General features: G+C 62.7%; 10 protein-coding genes. 5 read left to right on the top strand and 5 right to left on the bottom strand.

Going from position 1 to position 18,421, the window contains the following annotated elements; all coding sequences use genetic code 11:
* Positions 1-5 precede the first annotated feature (5 nt).
* The 3 genes from E1161_RS17430 to E1161_RS17420 are packed head-to-tail and all read left to right on the top strand — an operon-like array spanning position 6 to position 2,853.
* Positions 6-1,040, top strand: coding sequence for a TRAP transporter substrate-binding protein (locus E1161_RS17430; protein ID WP_235875101.1), 1,035 nt, complete (start codon positions 6-8; stop codon positions 1,038-1,040).
* Complete coding sequence (locus tag E1161_RS17425) at positions 1,037-1,549, top strand: TRAP transporter small permease (protein ID WP_132624562.1); 513 nt, start codon at positions 1,037-1,039, stop codon at positions 1,547-1,549. Before E1161_RS17430 ends, E1161_RS17425 begins: the two co-directional genes overlap by 4 nt.
* Positions 1,549-2,853 carry a TRAP transporter large permease gene (locus tag E1161_RS17420; protein ID WP_132624560.1) on the top strand — a complete coding sequence of 435 codons (1,305 nt, stop codon included), beginning with the start codon at positions 1,549-1,551 and terminating at the stop codon, positions 2,851-2,853. The genes E1161_RS17425 and E1161_RS17420 overlap by 1 nt, the downstream gene beginning before the upstream one ends.
* 221 nt (positions 2,854-3,074) lie before the next feature.
* Here E1161_RS17420 and E1161_RS17415 read toward each other — a convergent pair whose 3' ends face one another.
* A complete protein-coding gene (locus E1161_RS17415; RefSeq protein ID WP_165939843.1) occupies positions 3,075-5,216 on the bottom strand; it encodes a DEAD/DEAH box helicase in 2,142 nt (713 codons plus the stop codon).
* A 1,333-nt stretch (positions 5,217-6,549) separates the two neighbouring features.
* On the opposite strand from E1161_RS17415, the gene E1161_RS28545 reads away from it, so the two are divergent.
* The gene (locus E1161_RS28545; protein ID WP_328591281.1) at positions 6,550-7,059 is read left to right on the top strand and encodes a DUF397 domain-containing protein; all 510 of its coding nucleotides are present in this window, start codon (positions 6,550-6,552) and stop codon (positions 7,057-7,059) included.
* A gap of 195 nt (positions 7,060-7,254) precedes the next feature.
* Here E1161_RS28545 and E1161_RS17400 read toward each other — a convergent pair whose 3' ends face one another.
* Positions 7,255-7,752, bottom strand: a complete 498-nt coding sequence (locus E1161_RS17400; protein ID WP_132624556.1) for a hypothetical protein — start codon at positions 7,750-7,752, stop codon at positions 7,255-7,257.
* A gap of 1,071 nt (positions 7,753-8,823) precedes the next feature.
* Between E1161_RS17400 and E1161_RS28705 the strand changes: the two genes are divergently transcribed.
* Positions 8,824-9,633 carry an excalibur calcium-binding domain-containing protein gene (locus tag E1161_RS28705; protein ID WP_408011993.1) on the top strand — a complete coding sequence of 270 codons (810 nt, stop codon included), beginning with the start codon at positions 8,824-8,826 and terminating at the stop codon, positions 9,631-9,633.
* 186 nt (positions 9,634-9,819) lie between these two features.
* Here the strand turns inward: E1161_RS28705 and E1161_RS17390 are convergent, their stop codons facing one another.
* The 3 genes from E1161_RS17390 to E1161_RS17380 all read right to left on the bottom strand — a co-directional run bounded on the left by E1161_RS17390 (position 9,820) and on the right by E1161_RS17380 (position 17,950).
* The gene (locus E1161_RS17390) at positions 9,820-10,674 is read right to left on the bottom strand and encodes a hypothetical protein (protein WP_132624554.1); all 855 of its coding nucleotides are present in this window, start codon (positions 10,672-10,674) and stop codon (positions 9,820-9,822) included.
* Entirely contained in the window at positions 10,674-14,741 is a 4,068-nt protein-coding gene (locus tag E1161_RS17385; protein WP_132624552.1) for an AAA domain-containing protein, read from the bottom strand. The genes E1161_RS17390 and E1161_RS17385 overlap by 1 nt, the downstream gene beginning before the upstream one ends.
* A 1,430-nt stretch (positions 14,742-16,171) precedes the next feature.
* Positions 16,172-17,950 carry a hypothetical protein gene (locus E1161_RS17380; protein WP_132624550.1) on the bottom strand — a complete coding sequence of 593 codons (1,779 nt, stop codon included), beginning with the start codon at positions 17,948-17,950 and terminating at the stop codon, positions 16,172-16,174.
* Positions 17,951-18,421: the final 471 nt, after the last annotated feature.

The following is an 18,421-nucleotide window of genomic DNA, read 5'->3' as shown; positions in this document are numbered from 1 at the left end:
CAGCCATGAGGAACCGATTGATCAGCGGCACCGTCGCCCTGGTCCTCGTTGCGGCCCTCGCCGCGTGCGCGCCGGCGTCCGGCGCGCGAACGAGCGCTGAGGCGACGCCCGAGAACCCCTTGGTGTTGACCTTGGCGAACAACCTCGATGACGACCACGTCACCTCCCAAGCGCTGGCCTCCTTCGCCGAGGACGTCAAGCGGCGCAGCGGTGGCCGCGTCGTGGTGAAGATCTACGGCAGCGGTCAGCTGGGCGCCGAACCCGAGGTGCTCGGCCAGCTGCACGAGGGCATCGTCGACATGACCCGCACCAGCGCGCCGGGCCTGGCGACCTACGCCCCCGGCTACCACACCTTCGGCCTGCCCTACGTCTTCAACTCCGAGCAGGAGTTCTACGAGGCGATGGATTCGCCTCAGATGGCCGAGTACTTCCGATCGACGGCGGACGAGGGCTTCCTCGGACTCACCTACTACAGCTCCGGCGCGCGCTCCTTCTACACCCGGAACACGCCGGTGCGCACCCCGGAAGACCTGCGCGGGATGAAGATCCGCGTGCAGGACATGCGATCGCAGACCGACCTGGTCGGCGGTCTGGGGGCTGCCCCGGTCGTGATGGCCTTCAGCGACACCTACACCTCGCTGCAGACCGGCCTGATCGACGGAGCCGAGAGCAACGAGACGGTGCTCACCGAGAGCGCGCACGGCGAGGTCTCCCACGCGTTCTCGAAGACCGAGCACACCCGGATCCCCGACGTGCTCGTGATCAGCACCCAGACGTGGGAGCGGCTCGCCCCGGCCGACGAGCAGATGCTCACCGACGCAGCCCGGGCCTCGACCGAGCAGCAGAAGGCCGCTTGGGCCAAGACCACCGAGCAGGCGGTCGCCGAGGCGAAGGCGATGGGCGTCGAGTTCATCACCGACGTCGACACCACAGCCTTCCGCGACGCGTCCCGGCCGGTGGTCGACCGCTACGCCCGGCAGTACCCGGAGGTCGCGGAACTCCTCTCCGTCATCACGGCCGGGAAGCGAGGCACACCATGACCGCACTCGATCGACTGCACGGGGTGCGACGAGCGCTCGGCGGCGCGCTGGCGGGCTTAGCCGGTGCCCTGCTCGTCATCATGACCCTGCTGGTGCTGTACCAGGTCTTCACCCGCTACGTCGTGGGCTCGCCCGCGGCCTTCACCGAGGAGCTCGTGCGCTACGCGCTCATCTGGACGTCGATGATCAGCGCCGCGTACGCGTTCGTCCACCGCAAGCACATGGCCCTCGCCGTCCTCGTGGACCGGTTCTCGCCGGCGACCCGGCGCGCGCTGGTCCTCGGCTCGGACGTGCTCGTGCTGGTCTTCGCCGTGGTCGTGCTGGTGATCGGCGGCACGATGCTGGCGTTCAGCGCGGCCACCAACTACTCGGCCCTGCTGGGCATCTCCCGGGGCCTGGTCTACGCGGTCGGCCCGGTCGCCGGGCTGGCGATCGCGCTCGCGCAGCTGCTCAACATCTGGGAGGACCTCATCGGTGAGGTCTCGATCGAGACGGAGGGGACCGACTGATGAGTGCTCTGGCCGCTGTCGCCATCCTGTTCGGCGCGTTCTTCGTCCTGCTGTTCGGGGGCGTGCCGATCTCGGTCTCGCTCGGGGTCGCCTCGTTCGTCACCGCGCTGGCGTTCCTGCCGTGGGACGACTCGACCTACATCATCGGGCAGCAGATGAACGTTGGCCTCGAGAGCTTCTCGTTGCTGGCCGTGCCGCTGTTCATCTTCGCGGGCAACATCATGAACACAGGCGGAATCGCCCGCCGCCTGGTCGACCTGGCGCTGGTCGTGGTGGGCCGTGTTCCCGGCGCGCTGGCGCACACCAACGTGCTGGCGAACATGCTGTTCGGCGCGCTGTCCGGCTCGGCGGTGGCGTCGGCCGCCGCGATCGGCAGCACGCTGCACGACCGCCAGCGCGAAGCCGGGTACGACCCGGCGTTCGGGGCCGCGGTCAACATCGCCTCGGCCCCAACCGGGCTGCTCATCCCGCCGACGACGGCCGCGATCGTCTACTCGACGGTCGCGGGTGGTGTGTCCGTCTCGGCGCTGTTCATGGCGGGCTACGTGCCGGGCATCCTGATGGGCCTGGTGATCATGGTGATCGCGTTCGTCGTCACCCGGCGGGCGGAGTACCCGAAGGCCGACCGCGTCACCTCGAGCGAGGCCATCCAGTGCCTGTTCCGGGCGCTGCCCGGCCTGCTGCTGATCGTCGTGGTGGTCGGCGGCATCGTGTACGGCGTCTTCACGGCGACCGAGGGCGCCGCGGTGGCCGTGCTGTACACGCTGGTGCTGTCGCTGGCGTACCGGAGCATGTCGTGGACGGCCCTGAAGGACGTGGTGACCCGAACGGTCGTCGCGACCGGTGTCGTCATGTTCCTCATCGCGGCCTCCACGGGAATGTCGTGGGTGATGGCCTACACCGGCATCCCGGCGGCGATCACCGAGGCGCTGCTCTCGGTGTCGGACTCGCGGGTGATCATCCTGGGGCTGATGCTGGTGGTGCTGCTGGTGGTGGGCACGTTCATGGACATCACGCCGGCGATCCTCATCTTCACCCCGATCCTGCTGCCGATCTCCGAAGAGCTCGGGATGGACCCGGTCCAGTTCGGCATGGTGCTCATCCTCGCGATGTGCATCGGCACCATGACGCCGCCGGTCGGTTCGGTCCTGTTCGTCGGGACCGGCGTGAGCGGGGTGTCGATCGAACGAGTCGTCCCGAAGCTGATCCCGCACTTCATCGGGCTGCTCCTGCTGCTCATCGCCGTCACCTTCATCCCGGCGCTGTCCCTGGCGCTGCCGGGCATGATGGGCCTGCTCGAGTAGCTCCTCCGCCGGGAAGAGGATCGGCATCGAATCGCGGGCGAAGATGTCGCTTCGTAGGCGCCCTTGGCTGCAGTTCGCACCCAGATTCGCACCCAGGCTCAGAGCACTGGCTATGGGAGGTTTGATTGATGTAGCTTGCCACGGCTGCGCGTGCCCATGTCGTGCGCGGATGCAGATCGAGTTCTATGGCGCATCGTCGGCTCCCGAGAGAGCCCCACCGATCAGTCAAGCTCAAGCCGTTGGCGTTCTGCCTGCACGATCCGGTGATCAATTGGAATCGTGGTGTCGTGCAGCAGGTTCTCGTTGACCGTGGTGACGTCGGTGGCCGCCGTGTTGCTGTCCTTGGTGGTGCTTTCGCGGGCGTAGGCGTCGAACAGGCGGGTCTTGCCTTCGAGCACTTCCTGAAGTCGCTGGTCGATGGTGTCTTTGGCCATCAGACGGTGGACGTGGACCTTGCGGGTCTGACCCATGCGGTGGCAGCGTGCGATGGCCTGGGACTCGGTGCTCGGCTTGAGCTGGGGCTCTGCGATGATGACCACCGACGCCGCCTGGATGTTCATACCGACCCCGCCGGCGTTGATTTGGCAAGGGAGGACCGCGGGCCCATCGTGCGAGCTGAACTTGTTGACGAGTTCTTGTTTGGCCTCGGGTGAGAGTTTCCCGGTCAGCGGTGGCATCGAACTCGGTCCCACGACCTTGCGCACGGATTCGAGGACGTCGAGGAAGTTCGAGAAGACCACGACCTTCCAGCCGTTGGCGGCCGACTCCTCGACGATGTCGCGCAGCCGGTCGAGCTTCGCTGAGTCGTTGACTGTGCCTGGCGCGTAGGCGGCTCGCCGCATTGCCATGAAACTGCAGTCGACGACCGCTTTCCGGTACGTGCGCCCGTCGGCGTCGCCGAGTTCGACCCAGTCGTCGAGTTCGAGCTTCTCGGGCAGTTCGGTGAGCACGTCCTCCTGGTTGCGACGCAGATACACCGGTGCCACGGTCCGCCGGAACGCCTCGGGAGCCATGAGCGCATCTTGGGCTCGGATTTTCCGCGCGACATCCGGCTGGAGGTAGGAGACCAGCTGCTTGAACTCCTCTACTCGGTTCTCCATGGGAGTGCCGGTGAGGAACAACGCATGCTCGGCTTGCCGAACCTGAGCGGCAACGACGTGGGAACGTTTGGCGCCCGGGTTCTTCACGTAGTGTGCCTCGTCGACGACGACCACGCCCAGCCGCACCTGGCGGAACTCGGGTAGCCGCCGCAGGGTGTCATAGGTGGTCACCGCGACGCCGCCTTCGCGCATCCACCGTCGGTCCTGCTCATCGCGGTCCCGCCCGTGCAGGATGTGGACGTCGAGGCGGCTGTGCTTGCCGACCTCGGAAGACCAGTTGACCAGCACACTCGCCGGGCAGACGACCAGGTGGTGCCGCCGGCCGGTCGTGGTGAGGTGTGCCAGCACAGCGAGGGCCTCGATCGTCTTCCCGAGCCCCATCTCATCGCCGAGGATCGCAAAGCGACGCGCCAGCGCGAACTTGGCGCCGAACTCTTGGTAGCCGCGCAGGGAGACGCGGAGGAGGCTCGTGTCGAGTGCCGTCGCGGAGATCTCGCGCTGGATCTCGTCAGGCATCGTCTCCCGCGTGGAGTCCGTGGATCGCTCGCCGGTGACGCGGCCGAGGAGGGTGTTGTAGCTGGCCGCGCGTTGCCGGTAATCGCTCCACAGGCACTTCGGGTCGGTTTGGGTGGCCTCCCCGAACCGCCGGGCTGCCGCGAATGTCCGTTCCGCGAGCGGCCCGCGGAGCACGTTTGCGAGCTCGTCCAACGCCTGCCGTGCCTCGGACTTCTTCCTCGGTGTTGAGAAGAACATCCGCACGCGGCTGCCCGTGCGTCGCGCCTGCTTGTGCAGCCCATTGACATGGCCGGTCAGAGGGTGGACGCCCTGGCCCAGTTCTTTGACCTCGCGCTCGGCGACCTCCAGGGCGTGCAGTGTGCTGAGCAGCTGTTTCTGGGCTTCATCCGGACGGTCTGCGTCGAACCGGAAGACCGCCTTCTTCCGAGCCGAGCCGGCCAGCGCGTCAGCCGCATGGCGGATCTGCTGCGCTGTCTTCGGCCCGATACCAGGGTGGCGCTGCAGCTCCTCGAGCGACGCGAAAGCGACGTCGCCGACGCTCCGTCTCCCCGCCTTCTCGAGGCCGCCGAGCCGGAGCTGCCCCGAGCTCACTTCGCGCAACTTCTCGAGAGGCATCTGCCCCAGAAGCCGCAGGACCTCCTGCTCCTGCAACCAGCGATACTGCTCGTGCGCCCGCTGCCAGAGGCTCTGGGGTGCCGCGTGAACAGACCCCGCAGCATCCAGGAACGACTTGGCATGCGAAAGCACGGACCTGGCAGCAGAGAAGCCACCCAAAGCCGGCAGAGATCCCCCAGATTTCGGAGCCATTCCTCTCCTTACGTCGCCCGAGTATTATGCCGGATCACCTCGTCCGCTCGCGGCTGCTTGGTGCTTCGGGTTGTTAAGCGCACCGCTATACGGTGACGAGCCGGTTAGACCGGTTATTTGGCTACGGCCATGTGAGTCCGCGCGCAGATCTCCTTAGACGTGGATCGGGATCACGACGATGTGTCTGGGCCCGCACCAACTCTGTCGTGTGCTGCTCATTGAGATCGTGGATGTGTCGTAGTTCTGATCGTCATCGGATGCCTGTTCCTACTGCTCTTGCCGGTAGGGTTGTCGGTTGACCACTCCGTGCTGCGTGACGTGCGGGCCGTCCGCAGGGCCAGGCCGGTCACGACACGGGAGCTACGGCAGCCGGGGCCAAACCTGGTCGCGTTCCCCTGGCAAGCGGAAAGCGAGATCTTCCAGTCGCATCTCAGCCAGACTCGCTGCGTTTGGTTTCGGTATCAGGTCGTCGAGCACTACCACCAGCTCCGTACCAGCGCGGTTGGTTCACGCTGGCACCCCAAGACGAAGGTGATCGTCGAGAACTCCGCTCCGCCGTCGATCACGTTGCGAGACGAGCATGGGGTCGTGTCATGCGACCTCCGCGTCACCGACTCTGACCAGCCAGGGGGACTCGATGAGGTGTTTCAACGCAAGACGGACCCAATTTTTTTTGTACTCAGGTTCCTACGGCGAACCGCGACGGGAAGTCGAGCCGGTTCACGGGCTTGCGACGGCTCATCGCCATGGCGTTGCTCGGCACGATGCTTACCGGCTGCGGTGGATTTCGAGCCGAGGTGGAACCACACGTCGACGCGGAGCTTGCGGGAAGATCGAAGCTGTCAATCACCCGGACGGCACAGGTCGATGAGCAAACTCGTGCCCGGTGACTGGGACACCGTGCACATCTTCGGCGAGTACGACGACCGGGAGAGGTCGAGCGGGTCGTTGGGTTCCCAGTCGACATGGAAAGCGACATCACGACGCCGAAACACGTGCTGTTTATTATGTGAAGGCAAACAGCTCGTTCGTGCGGCCGAGACCAGCTCAGGCAACCTCGTGCCCGGAACCTACAGTTCCGCGCTGATCCTCAAGGGCTGGCCAGTCCCAGGCTCCACTGTTCTGGAACTCATCGATCCCAGGTGAGGGCTCCGGCTTCGGGTGAAACCGAGTTTGGCGAAGAGATGTACGAAGTCGTGCAGAAACCCGGTCTCAGTCGTGCGGCAGCCAAGGGCGTCGCGTGGCTTCTGGTCTTCCCGATGACGGTCCGTGAATAGAGCGACGGTGTCGGTGGCGCTTCCGTGCAGCTTCGGGCGACGCCTCGTGGAAGCCTCCGCAGGACCTTACCATCACCATCCAGGTGCTTGCCGCGGACAGTTGTGGGAGCGGTGGCGTAGCCGGCAACTTCACCGTCCTGCACTTCGCCGACGCCAAGATCGATTCGCCGCTGGGTTACTTCGACGGCCCGCTGGGCGGGCACATGGTCAGCGACGATGCCGGCGTAGTCACCCTGATCAACAGGTTTGATGATTTGCGCCATATGGCGCTGTCCGAGGCTGACTCAGCCGAGATGCTGGTTGCAGTACCTGAGCAACAGCATCGGAAGGCACGACCCATGCCTGGCCTGTCCAAGGTCACCTGGCGCAAGTCCACCATCAGCGATGCGGGAGGCAACTGCGTCGAGGTGGCGTTAACCCACTCCATCGTTGGAGTCCGCGACACCAAGAACCGCGAAGACGGCATGTTGGCCTTCACCCGCGAGAACTGGGTAGCGTTCCTGTAGACGCTGAAGAGCGGGTAATAGCTCAAGAATTGATGCTGCGGGATGGTTGCTCAGGGCAAACGTGCCCGGGTTGTCCTCCGTTGTCATTGCAGGTCAGCATCGATGTGGCGTCGACAGGTCAGCTGACGTTCAACGAGGCGAGCGTATTTTCACGGTCGCGGATGTACTCTAGGCCCGAGTCCGTGGGAAACCAGTTCAGCAGCGCCTCGGGCGCGTTCCGTTCTCAACGGTCACGGGGATCTGCCGCTTGACGAGGCTGGCCGACAACTCGTTGATGAGCATCGGCCATTCGTCGACGTGACTACGTCCGGTACTCCGCCTGCCGGTCGGATGGAAGCCGGCCGGGCAAAACCTCAAGAAGAGCCTGCGCATCGGAACCGAGCTTGCGGAGATCCTCTTGAGTACGGGTTTGCGTCTGCTCGGCCACCTGAATCGAGGCAAAGTTTGGTCGCGGTTCGCGATGTACTCGTGGCCCTCAGCAGGAGCCATGTCCAGCAACCGCGCCAACATCGCCTTCTCGAACGGCGTCACCGCGGTGCTACGGGCGATCAAAACCTTGCACAACTCGTTGAGCAGTGCGGCCGACTCACCCGAATCGGCGAGCGTTCGGTACGAGTCCAGACGACGCTTCGGGAGACGATCAGCGAGCTGCTCCAGCAGCTCTCGTGTAGCGCCGTTCAAGTCGTCCGTCAATCGTTCCGTCTCCACACACTTGCTTCAGGGTACCGGGTTCGGGTTGCCAGATCCGTCGTTGCGGACGACGCCTTCGCCGCGAATAGGGAATCCGGTGCTTGACTTGGCCTTCTGGCGTCACGTGCCCCTCGATCTCGACGCCACCCCGGGTTCCACTGCCCTTGTAGTTTCCACTGTCGGACAGAAACGTCGGGCTGTGAGAATTCTGGCGACGTCCTCAACTGCATCGAAGATCTTCGCGTCATACCAGGATTCGGGGAATTCGGTCTTTGTCGGGGGTGCCGGTGCCGTAGAAGTGGCCGCCAGTGCCATCGGCGCCACCATCGAGGATGTGGATTCCGTTTTAATTACGGGACATTGATGTCTGCTGGGTCGGTGTGTTGCCAGCGACGTTATCCCAGTGCTGGCTCCCGTGGGCTGGGATGGCAGGTCGTCGTTGTTGATCGGCGAGTCTGCGAGCAGATCCGGAGGTGGTCCTCGGCAGGGAAGCCAAGGAAGACGAAGGGCACCGTCCACGCGGAACGAGCCCGGCAGCGGACGAAGGGCGAGAGTCGCTAGGCTCGTCAATACGAACACAAGCAGAAGCGCCGGGGCGACGGTATCGGAAGAAACCTCTTGGCCGAGGCCCGACGTGATGACCGTGACCCAGCTGAGGTTGAGCTGCGCCGGTTGGCCCAGAGCGCGGCTGGTACCCATGCTGGCCGCGATGCCACGGTACGGCGAACAGCTGGACGGGCGAGTGCGTTTTTCTCGGTGGCCTTCCTGGTTGCCGGCGTGGGTGAGGTCGCCGGAGGCGATGGGTCAGTTCAACGCGTGGTCTTCTCCAGGTACTCCTAAGTTTCCGGGTCGGTAGAGTAGACACAGACGCCGCAAGCTCTGAGCTTTGGGCCGGTCTCGTGCGGACTACAAATGGTCTATTTGGGTGATCGCCGATAGAAGTTGCTGAGTCGAACGAACTTGCGCCCCTAGGCTCCTGCGAGCATCGCCATCCTGGTGCTGTCAGCCAGGTTTGGGCATTGGCCAACCTCGTGCGGAGATTGGGGCATAGTGAAGATTGAGCTGTCGCGAAAGATGAGGAAAACAGCCACTGCTTTCGCTGTGGGGTTATTCGCGGTGGTGGTATCGGGTTGTGGTGGGTCCAGTGAGGTAGCAAATAGCTCTTCCGTCGAACCGCATCAGATGCCCAGTATGGTTGGGCAGCCGTTGACTCAGGCGAAGCGTGCGGCGCAGGAGAAGGGGATTCTCGCTGTCGCGCATGACGCTTCAGACGGCGATGTGAGGCCGACTGTCGATATGAACTGGGTCGTTTGTTTCCAGGTGGTGACGGAGCAGCGGTCCATGGACTTCGGCGTTGTCCCGTCCGGTGCTCCGTGTCCTGCGCGGGACGGAGAGTCGATCCCGTGGGCGAAGGTCCCCGATGTCCTACGGCTAAAATACTTGGACGCAACCAACAAGTTCCGAGAGGTCGGGATTAGCAGCTTGACGGCCCGCGGCGCTTATCTTGACCAGCAGCCGCCGGCGAATCCGAATGAGTGGATCGTCTGCTTCCAGGATCCTGCGGCCGGAATCGCGGTTCGAAGCTCGATGTCCGGAACCCTGAGTGTTGCCGCCCCGGGAATTGAGTGTCCGCAGCAGCCGGGCATCAATTTTAACCCTCCGGTTGATGTCCCGGATCCGGACTTGGACAGGCGTTATGTGCCGGTTCCCAGCGCCAACGATAGTGGGTCGGGTACCGAGGACAGGTCAAGTGACGACGGTGGGTCTGCCTACTACTCCAGTTGTGCAGCCGCGCGAGCAGCGGGCAAATCGCCGTTGTACGCCGGAGACCCCGGCTACAGGAAGGGGCTCGACCGCGATGGGGACGGAACAGCTTGTGAGTAGGCCGAGCTCTCGATAGATGGCGCGACCGAAGAAGTGGCCTGTGGGTCCTGATATTCACGAGAAGCGGATGGTGGCATCACTTCTGTCAAGGACCCACAGGGCCTTTCTCGCGGCCGCACCTTGATCAGGTTACATACCTACGTTGGTGTCCCGAGGCGTCGACCGGAACCGGTGACTCTGTACTGGCTATCCGCCGACCCGCGTGAGACGTTCCTCGAGGTCGTTCAGTACGACGTGAACAGGTGCCCAGCAGAGGCGAACGCTCTCTTGATCGAAGTCTGGAAGCTCGGCGAGCTCCTTTCCGGGGTGGACAAAGTTCCGGTAATCACGAACCCGGTGCATGAAGTCGGCGGCGACGAACTGAATCCAGTTCTTGGACCGGGCTGTGTTGATCAAAAGTTCGAGGCCTGCGCGCTGCGGGGTGATGTGCTTTCCGTTCTTCCCAGCAGGAAAGCCGTTTTCGCAGATTTCGCGGTCGCGCTCGGTCAGCAGGGCTAGAAGCATTCCTTCCACGAAGCTTCCGATCCCAATGATCGCAAGCGTGTGCGCCCCGGAACTGGCGCATATGTCCGCTTCCTTTGCTCGCTTCACCAGAACGTCGACAGTGGTCTTGCTCTCGATTAGTCCTCGCAGCCTTTGATCGAGGTTTGGCGGCTGGACGAACATGGGCTCGCCGCCGTCATCCGTCAGCTCACCGAGCACCGGGCGGCCGCTGATGTAGGTGATCGCAAGTCGCTCTGGCTGGAGCTTCTCATTGATGATCTGACAAAAGGCGTCCGCTGCGGGCTTGCCCTCGTCGTATTCAACAGGGTCGCATATGCGGCAGAGGAACCGTTCAATCGCTGAGCGATCAGTCGAACGTTCCGTCAGCTGTTCGACAACCCATGGGACTCGTGGGGACCCATCGTACTCCGGTGGGTCGACCCAACCAGCAGCAGAGAAGAGCTGTTCCAGCTGCCACCCTTTCCGCTCGTAATGGCCGCCTGTGTCGACCACGATTGCGGCGATGCGTTCGAGCGTCCGCGGGTCCAAGGGGAACATCAACTCTCCTCTTTATCTGCCAAGTGTTGCGCGATCTGTGCGGCTCGGGTCAATCGCTCTGCAATTTTCCGGCCCCTGCGTCGGTAGCCGAGCTCCTGGATTGCTTGCGTGATCCGTTCCTCGCGGTCGAGAGGCAAGCCGTCACTCAGCAACCACCGGAACAGCGCGATCAGTTCGGCTTCCTCGTAGCTATCGATGCTGGTGCCCGGTGCGCGTAGAAGGGGCCTGGAGCCACGACGGCTTGCCAGGTCGGGCTCTGGCGCGCTTCCGCGGACTGTGAGTGTTTTTTCGGGCTTTGGCGTCGGTTCAGGTTGGGGTGGGGCAGGTTTGCTCGCGTGGGCAACCGCGTCCCTCCACGCGGCTACGATCTTGCGGGTTTCTCCTTCGGGGTCGGCGAACCAAGCTGACGCCCAGACTCGATGGAAGCACCATCCCAGCCTCTCCAGGTGTTCCTGCCGGAGCCGGTCGCGATCGCGCGCACTACCGGCTTTGTGGTAGCGGTCTCCGTCGGCCTCAACAGCAAGGACCATCCGGCCGGGCTCGTCGGGGTGAGCCAGGGCGAAGTCAATTCGGTAGCTCGACACGCCCCATTGCGGGTAGACGTCGATGCCTTGGTCTGTCAGTCGCCGTGCGATGTCCTGCTCGAATCCGTTCAGCTCGACGTCTTTTGCTCGTCCGACCTCGGCGGGATCGGATTCTCGCTCGGCCATCTCCAGGAACCGCCGCAGCAGCTCGGTGCCCTTCGCTGACTCTTCAGGAGTGAGTGCGGTTGAAGGGAACGAGCTGACAACAGTCATACGCACTCGTGCTCGGGTCACGGCTACGTTGAGTCGCCGGCCGCCGCCCTGCCTGTTAAGTGCGCCGAAGCCGGTACGGTTTACCCGCCCCGTCGGGCCCGTGGCAACGCCGATGCTGAAGATGATCGCGTCTCGCTCGTCGCCTTGTACGGTCTCGATGTTCTTGACGAAGAACCGGCGGTTCGAGTCGCCTCCTTCGGAGAAAAATTTCTCTAGGTCATGACGGTCGCGAAGCGCATTCTTGACGGAGTGCTCAATGCGGTCTCGGTGCTTGCTCCCCAATGTGATCACACCGAGTGTTTCGTGAGGCCGATTTTCGGCGTGTTCGATGACGAGTTCGACGACTCGCCGGACCTCTTCCTCGGGCAGGCCCGCCTGCCCGGGTGATGCCGCGCCGGATTCGACTTGTACGTGGCGCAGTGGGGTCTCCTGGCGCGCACCAGGGAAGGTGACGAGGTCGCCGTTGTAGATCTCTTTGTTTGAGAAGGCGATCAGACGTTCATCTTGGCTCCGGTAGTGCCAGCGAAGTGTGCGGCTGATCGGTACGACAGGTCGGAGGGAGGTTAGGATTGATTCGTAGTCGGACAGCTCGTCGGAATCGTCCTCTTCTTCGCTGTGGCTTTCAAACTGCCGGTCGAAGAACGAGGACGGAGGGAGCTGCTTTTCATCTCCGGCGATGACCAGCCGTTTTCCACGCATGATCGATGTGATCGCTTCGTGTGGCCTGACCTGACTGGCCTCGTCGAAAATTACCAAATCGAAAAGCTGTGCTGCAGGGAGAGTCTGGCTCACCACCAGAGGGGACATCGCCCAGCACGGCCGCAGGGAGAGCAGGACGTCGGGCGCCTGTTCGACCAGCTTGCGCAATGGCATGTGGCGAGTCTTCTTACTGGCCTCCTTGCGCAATTCCCTTGTCTGCTCAGGGAAATTATCCTTGGCCTGCCGCGCCGCAACCGCCACTTTGCGGCGGATACGCGAAGCTGCGGTATCCCGATGCCTGCGGTCGGCATCCTGGAACTCGGCCGCGTATCGGTCGTGCTGGCTCGGGGTGAACTGGCGCAGCGCCGGGCTGTGCATTTTGAACTCGTCATCCAGGCATCGCAGCCAGGTGTGCCTGAAGATCCGCTTGGCGTCTTTCGCTCGGACGCGCTTCGCCGCGAACTCCTCGAGCAGCGGCGACAGCCCCATGGAGGTGAATCGCTGACGTAGACCGTTGATTTGGGGAAGCCGAAACAGCATCTCCTTGTCGGCTTTCAGCTCCTCGAGCTGTTCGGTGACCCTTGAGATCGGTTGTGATTCGAGGTCGCCAGCCTTGGTGGACAACGCGACGGCAGCCAGCTGCCGTCGGAGTTGCTGGTACTCGTCCATCATGTCGGCGAGCCCTATTACCTGCTCAGGCTTCGTCTCAGGGCCGCCGATTTGCCACCAGCGATCTCTCTGGCTGAGGACTTCCGCAAGTGCGTTGTGTAGTTGGTCCTTCTTTCGAAGTCCGTTCTTCGGCAGCGAACGGGCACGCTTGAGCAGTGACCGGCGCTGCCGCCAGTCCATACCCGGCCGGTGTTTCCTGCGCTCTGCTCGGACGGCAGTCGCGAAGAACATGTCGTCCAGGTCGTTGCTAAAAACCTCTGGCCCGAACCGGTCCACGCTCCGAGCAACTTCATCGAGGAGGTGCAGTATTGGTTGCCAACCGCTGATCTCCTGCGGAAGCGGTAGGCCGGCTTGGCTGACCAGTTTGTGCATCCGGTCGCTACTGCGATTCAAATTCTGGGTGGTGACCGCGTCCAACTCGTGCATGACACGAGCCATGTCCTTGTCGTCCCATACGTCGGCATGGGCCCACGGAGACTCCTCGTTGAGGATCCGAAGTCCACCCTGCTCGATGAAGTTTTCAAGGTCTTCTTCGATCTTGGGGATGACATCAGCGTGTAGATCTCTCAGCTGTCGGCCGCGAAACGAGCACTGCGATCGGTACTCGTCGCCGAGGTCTATGAGCTCGTCCCGCACCTGATAGGGGCTGAATCCCCAGGGATCCCGCTTATCGTGCAGCTCGCGTTCGTAGTCGTTCAGCTTAGCGCGGCGGGTAGCAAGACGTTCGTGGATCGAACTGACGTCAACAGGCGGTTCCTGCGTAAGCCGGGCCAGGCTTTCCGATAGCTGCTGCGCGACGTGCTTCTTGTCGATCGTGCTGCGGTGGAGATCAAGTACCAAGTCAGCGAGGTGGACCTGCTCCAAGCGGTCCGTTACCGCCTGGATGGCAGCACGCTTTTCAGCGACGAACAGAACGCGCTTCCCACGTGCGGCCGCCCCGGCGATGATGTTCGCGATCGTCTGGCTCTTCCCCGTTCCGGGAGGACCTTCGATCGACAGGTGGTGGCCGTTCATAGCGACATCGATGGCCTCGAACTGAGACGAGTTCGCGTCCACCACGAGAAACTCGTCCTCGGGTGTGAGCGAGTCCGGTGCGGTCGGCTGATACCCGGCAGCCTCGTCGTGTGCCAGTTTCACGGACTCGTGGTGGCCTGCAAGTGCAGCAATCAGCTCGTGTTCGGCTAGAAGCTCGCCGGCTGCCTGGAGGTCGCGCACCATCGGAAGCTTCTGGTAGTTGAAGATGCCGAGCGCACACCCGTGTTCCAGTTCGAGCTCTAGCCGCTCTGATCTTGCAATCTCTTCCAGAACTTCGAAGGTGCCGTCGACCTGATCCTGGAACTCGACGAGCTCGGTCAATCGGGCGGTGAACTTCTCGTTGATGTCATCCAAGGCGAGATCGAGTCCGTACTCGCGCTCGAGTGCATGTAGCAGCACCGGGTTCAGCTCGGCTTCTGACTCAACGGAGATGCTGAAGTCGTTTCCTGCGGCAGTCTTGGGGTCGAGGGCAATCGGGCGAAGCAAGAGCGGTGCGTAGAGAGGCAGGCTGGGGCGGGAACCGGTTTTGACCGACTTGACCTTGACGAATCCGCTTGCCAGGCGACCGACCTCGACGCCCTGCTCCTCCCGGAAAGTCGTGATTTTCCGATTCAGGTGCATGGCCCGGGTGCATGCATCTTTGTGTTGCTGGGTTTCCTGAAACAGGGACTTCAACGAGGTCTTGTTGCCGGCGAGGAGGCGGGCGAGGGTTTCCGTTTCGCATCTGGACAGGTCAAGACTTCCAGTCTTTGAATGACGGAAGTTCACCAGCGTATTCTTGTGGTCGAGATCGATAAGATCTTTCGCCCACTTGTCTGACTGTTCCAGCACCAATTGTTGCCGCGTTGCATCGGCCGGACTGGCCATCCACTACCTCCATCAGAACGGTCGACCTGTCCGCATCAGCCGAGTCAGGGTCCACCTGCTGAAGGTGAACTCTCCAGTATGCATCAAAGATCGGGTCCTGTCATCAATTGATAGGGAACAAGCTGGTATCCGCCGAGGAACCACGCGAAGCTTCACTCGGATGCGCGCGCAGATGAACCGATTGGCGGAGCGGCCATCGGTGAACAGTCGATGTTGTCCAGCTTGTTACGAAGTTCCTGGTTGGTGTGCTCCTGGCCGCCAGGTCGCTTGGCTTGCAGATCTTGAACCGGTGAATCTCCTCGTCGTTCAGGAGGTCGCGTCTGCGCTGACGTCACACGTGAGCCAGGCCGGGGAAGGTTAGAACGGCATACGACACGGGCGTTTACCAGTTGATCAATCAACGCCCGAATGGAGTAGTCAGATGGTGCTGATTCGGGTGGATGTCGGCCGTCGATCGATGAGGTCAGGTAGGGCAAGAAGGCAGCACGAGCTTTGGTGCCTGCGCGTGGTGTTGTGATGGTAGGTCGCGTACCTATTCCACGGTCGGACGCTAGAATGATCGGAGCACCAGCTGGGGATACTGGGGGTTCCGGGTGTCGATCCACGAGTCCGACGATCACTGCAGAGCGATGGGTGAAGGAGGTGAGAGTGGCTGCGCTCGGCAGAATCTCGGAGGTCAGGTCCGCAACAGCGTTGAGGGCTCTACAGTCGGGAATCTGGTTTTAAACGGGATCTGTCGATGGGGGTGTGCAAATCTCCGTTTCAATTCCGAATTACCGACAGTCAAGAACGAGCCGGAGGTAGCTGGCGATGAAGAGGTCTCCGAGAGCTGGTTTCATCGGAAGTTGCGTGAGGCTTTCAGAGTACTTCATGCGTATCGTTCGACAGAGATCGCCGGTGTTTCTCTGGCTGGCACTCGCACCGACGGCGAACGTTGCTGTGGTAGGGATTCTGGTGTATCTCCTCGGTGCGCAAGTTCCTTGTGAGTCGCCCTTGGAGGACTAGACACGGCGAAGTCGGAATTGGCCTTCGAGCGCTCTGGCCGTGGTCTTGTTGTGGCGGGATGTTTCGCGTCGTAAACAATTCGTCCAAATGGAAGTGAGCCTCGTCTTGCTCTTCGGGTTGGTTTTGGCGTTGGTCGTGGTCGCTGCCCGTGCGGTTCCAGCCCTGTTGAGCGGGGACTCTCTGGTGTCGCAGACACAGTCCGCTGCTGCCAAGGATACCCCATTGACCATCAGGCTGACCGATCGAATATCAGTAAGTTCGGTGGGTCGTTGATGGTGATCCTTAGTACGTTGGATACCCTCATTTTTGCTGGTCGCTCGCTCTCTTGAAATCAAGCGTGCTAGCTCCAAGTAAGAGGGCGTTTGTGAACGAGCTTGCTGTGGCCGGGGTGCCTGGCGTAGGTCGCGCTCTTATGGACGTCCGTCTCAGTTGGTCTGGGTGTTTCGGCGGTGGGTTCCGATATAGCCGATGTAGACCTTGCCGTCTTGGGTGTAGTTGTCGAGGTAGTACATGCGGGGGCTGATCATGCCTACCTTGCCGAGTTTCAAGTGGGCTTCCATGACGGTTTCTCCGGTGGTATCCACGTGGGTGGGGGCCGGGAAGCGGCGTTGGTCGCCCCATTCCTGCATCGTGCGGGCGGTTTCCTTGGCTGCGAACTTCTTGGGCGACACGGCTCGATAACCCTGCGGTGTGTTTTCGAGATACTGGCGGAGGCCGTGGGTGTGGTCGCCGGCTTCGCGGGCTCTGACGTAGTCGCAGAGGACCAGCACGCAGTCCCAGGTCACGCCGGCAACGCGGCCGATCGTGTCGTGTTCGGCGAGTTCGCGCACGATCTCTTCGTCACCGCTGAACACGACGCCCTCTCCGGACTTGGTGGCGAGCATGTCCACCAGTTCCGCGAAGTCGCCCGGGTAGCGGCTCGTTTCCTCCTCCGGCAGGAGCCGGTATGCGTTCTCGGCGTCTCCCGATGCCGCTAGCCGGCGTCGTAGCCAGCGGACTTCGTCAGCGAGTTTTGCCTGATCAGCCAGTGATACCGCGAGTTCGAGCTCTTGTTCCTCACTGGCCTCCTGCATGATGTCGCGTTCGAGTTCGAGTTCCTCGATGCGTTCGAGTCGTTCTTGAAGTTGCCTGGTGACGCGTTCGATCGCGTTCGTGCTCCGGGATGCGTGATCGGCGCGGTTGCGGATCTCCGTGAGCGCTTCGCGGTCGATGTTCGCGATGCCGAGGACTTCTTTGACGAGCTCGATCTGTTCGTCGTGGAAGGTGGTTTCCCCATTGATCCCCTCTACTTGGATGAGAGCGGTAGGGGCGACGGGTTCCTGGACCGGTGTGACCTCGGAGGGAGCCTCCGGTTCCGGTGTTGTGGACGGGAGCAGGTCGTCAACGAGCAGCTTGTCTTCCAGGCGGGAAAGTGCCCGGTGGACAGGCGAGAACCGAGCGGGCTGCGGTCGCTGCACGGCGTGCAGGCGGGTCGCGCGACCCAGAATCGAGCGGACGGTGCCGTCACGCCCGAGGAGTCGACCCGTGCTGAGAATGCGATGTCGTCGCCCATCAGCCGGGACCGCCGGGTCGACATCGGTATCGAAAGTGCGGATCGTCCAGGGAGAAACCGCGTGGCTCGGTCCGAGGATCTCTTCGAACTGGCGCGTGGCGGCTGGATCGAGCACGACCACTTGCGCCATGCCCCGCGTGTCGTGAGTCCAGTGCCCGACCTTGTCCGCGAACGAATCGAACGGCAGCTGCTCGTCGGTGCCAGCGACGAAGTAGAGGCCCTGCCGGTCGACGTCGGTGACCTCTTCCGCGACTTGTTCGACGTCCGGGCCGAAGACGCGACGCGGAGAAGCCGACAGCCACGTACCGCCATCGTGGAGCTTCAGTGCGTCGAGAAGATAAGCGGCAAGGCGTGGCACCTTGGCAGGTTTCCCGCCGGGATTCTCGACGCGGAGTCCTAGCCAGGACTCCGCGTCGGCTGACTGGTGGGCGGTCAAGTTGGTCCGCCAGGACCCGTTCGCGCCTGTTTCGGTCAAACGGAGCCTCAGGCTGTGACCGTCCGCCCCATCGCGGTGCACCACCAGGAGTTCTTGTCCCCGAGGGCCGGCAAAGTAGCCCGTCTTTTCCGTTGGTGGGTCCCACGATCCTTTCCCGCGCAGCCAGCTCTCGAACTGGGACTCGACGGCCTGGACCAGGCCGTGGTCCTCAGACACTGTCCAGATTGCCGAGTAAGCCGTGCTGTCCGCGTCTTGCCTGGTCCGACGGACTGTACTCAAGCGCGCGCCCCCTATCCGCGACCGCTGAATGTCGTAGGTGATCACGGTAATCTGGATCACCCGCAGGATCTGCAGGCGGATTCATGATTGGTGCTGAGGGTGGCTGAAATTGCGACAACCGGGTGATCTACTTCGACACTCGTCGTGATTGGGGATCGGTGGGTTGGGTTGGGAGTGCACGGCGGATAGGCCGTTCGGGTGGCGTCGTTGCGTTATCCGGACGGGTGGGGATTTGGGTAAGAGCATCGGGACGCTGTATCGACTCGGTGGAGGGAAGTTCTTGGCGTACAACCCGAAGCAGCCCCGGGATGCTCAGGGCCGCTGGACGAAGCAGGCGTCGGCTGGGGTTGTGGGAACGGCTTTGGTCGCAAGTCTGATGGTGGGCGGCGGGGGTGGTGGGACGACCGC

It is taken from the genome of Saccharopolyspora aridisoli (assembly GCF_004348445.1).
Classification (GTDB): domain Bacteria; phylum Actinomycetota; class Actinomycetes; order Mycobacteriales; family Pseudonocardiaceae; genus Saccharopolyspora; species Saccharopolyspora aridisoli.
This window is presented reverse-complemented; position numbering and strand designations above follow the sequence as displayed.

What these genes read in the sequence shown, in the direction of transcription:
- E1161_RS17430 (WP_235875101.1), top strand. Translation starts at nt 6, where the DNA reads ATGAGGAACCGATTGATCAGCGGCACCGTCGCCCTGGTCCTCGTTGCG.
- E1161_RS17425 (WP_132624562.1), top strand. Translation starts at nt 1,037, where the DNA reads ATGACCGCACTCGATCGACTGCACGGGGTGCGACGAGCGCTCGGCGGC.
- E1161_RS17420 (WP_132624560.1), top strand. Translation starts at nt 1,549, where the DNA reads ATGAGTGCTCTGGCCGCTGTCGCCATCCTGTTCGGCGCGTTCTTCGTC.
- E1161_RS28705 (WP_408011993.1), top strand. Translation starts at nt 8,824, where the DNA reads ATGAGGAAAACAGCCACTGCTTTCGCTGTGGGGTTATTCGCGGTGGTG.
- E1161_RS17390 (WP_132624554.1), bottom strand. Translation starts at nt 10,674, where the DNA reads ATGTTCCCCTTGGACCCGCGGACGCTCGAACGCATCGCCGCAATCGTG.
- E1161_RS17385 (WP_132624552.1), bottom strand. Translation starts at nt 14,741, where the DNA reads ATGGCCAGTCCGGCCGATGCAACGCGGCAACAATTGGTGCTGGAACAG.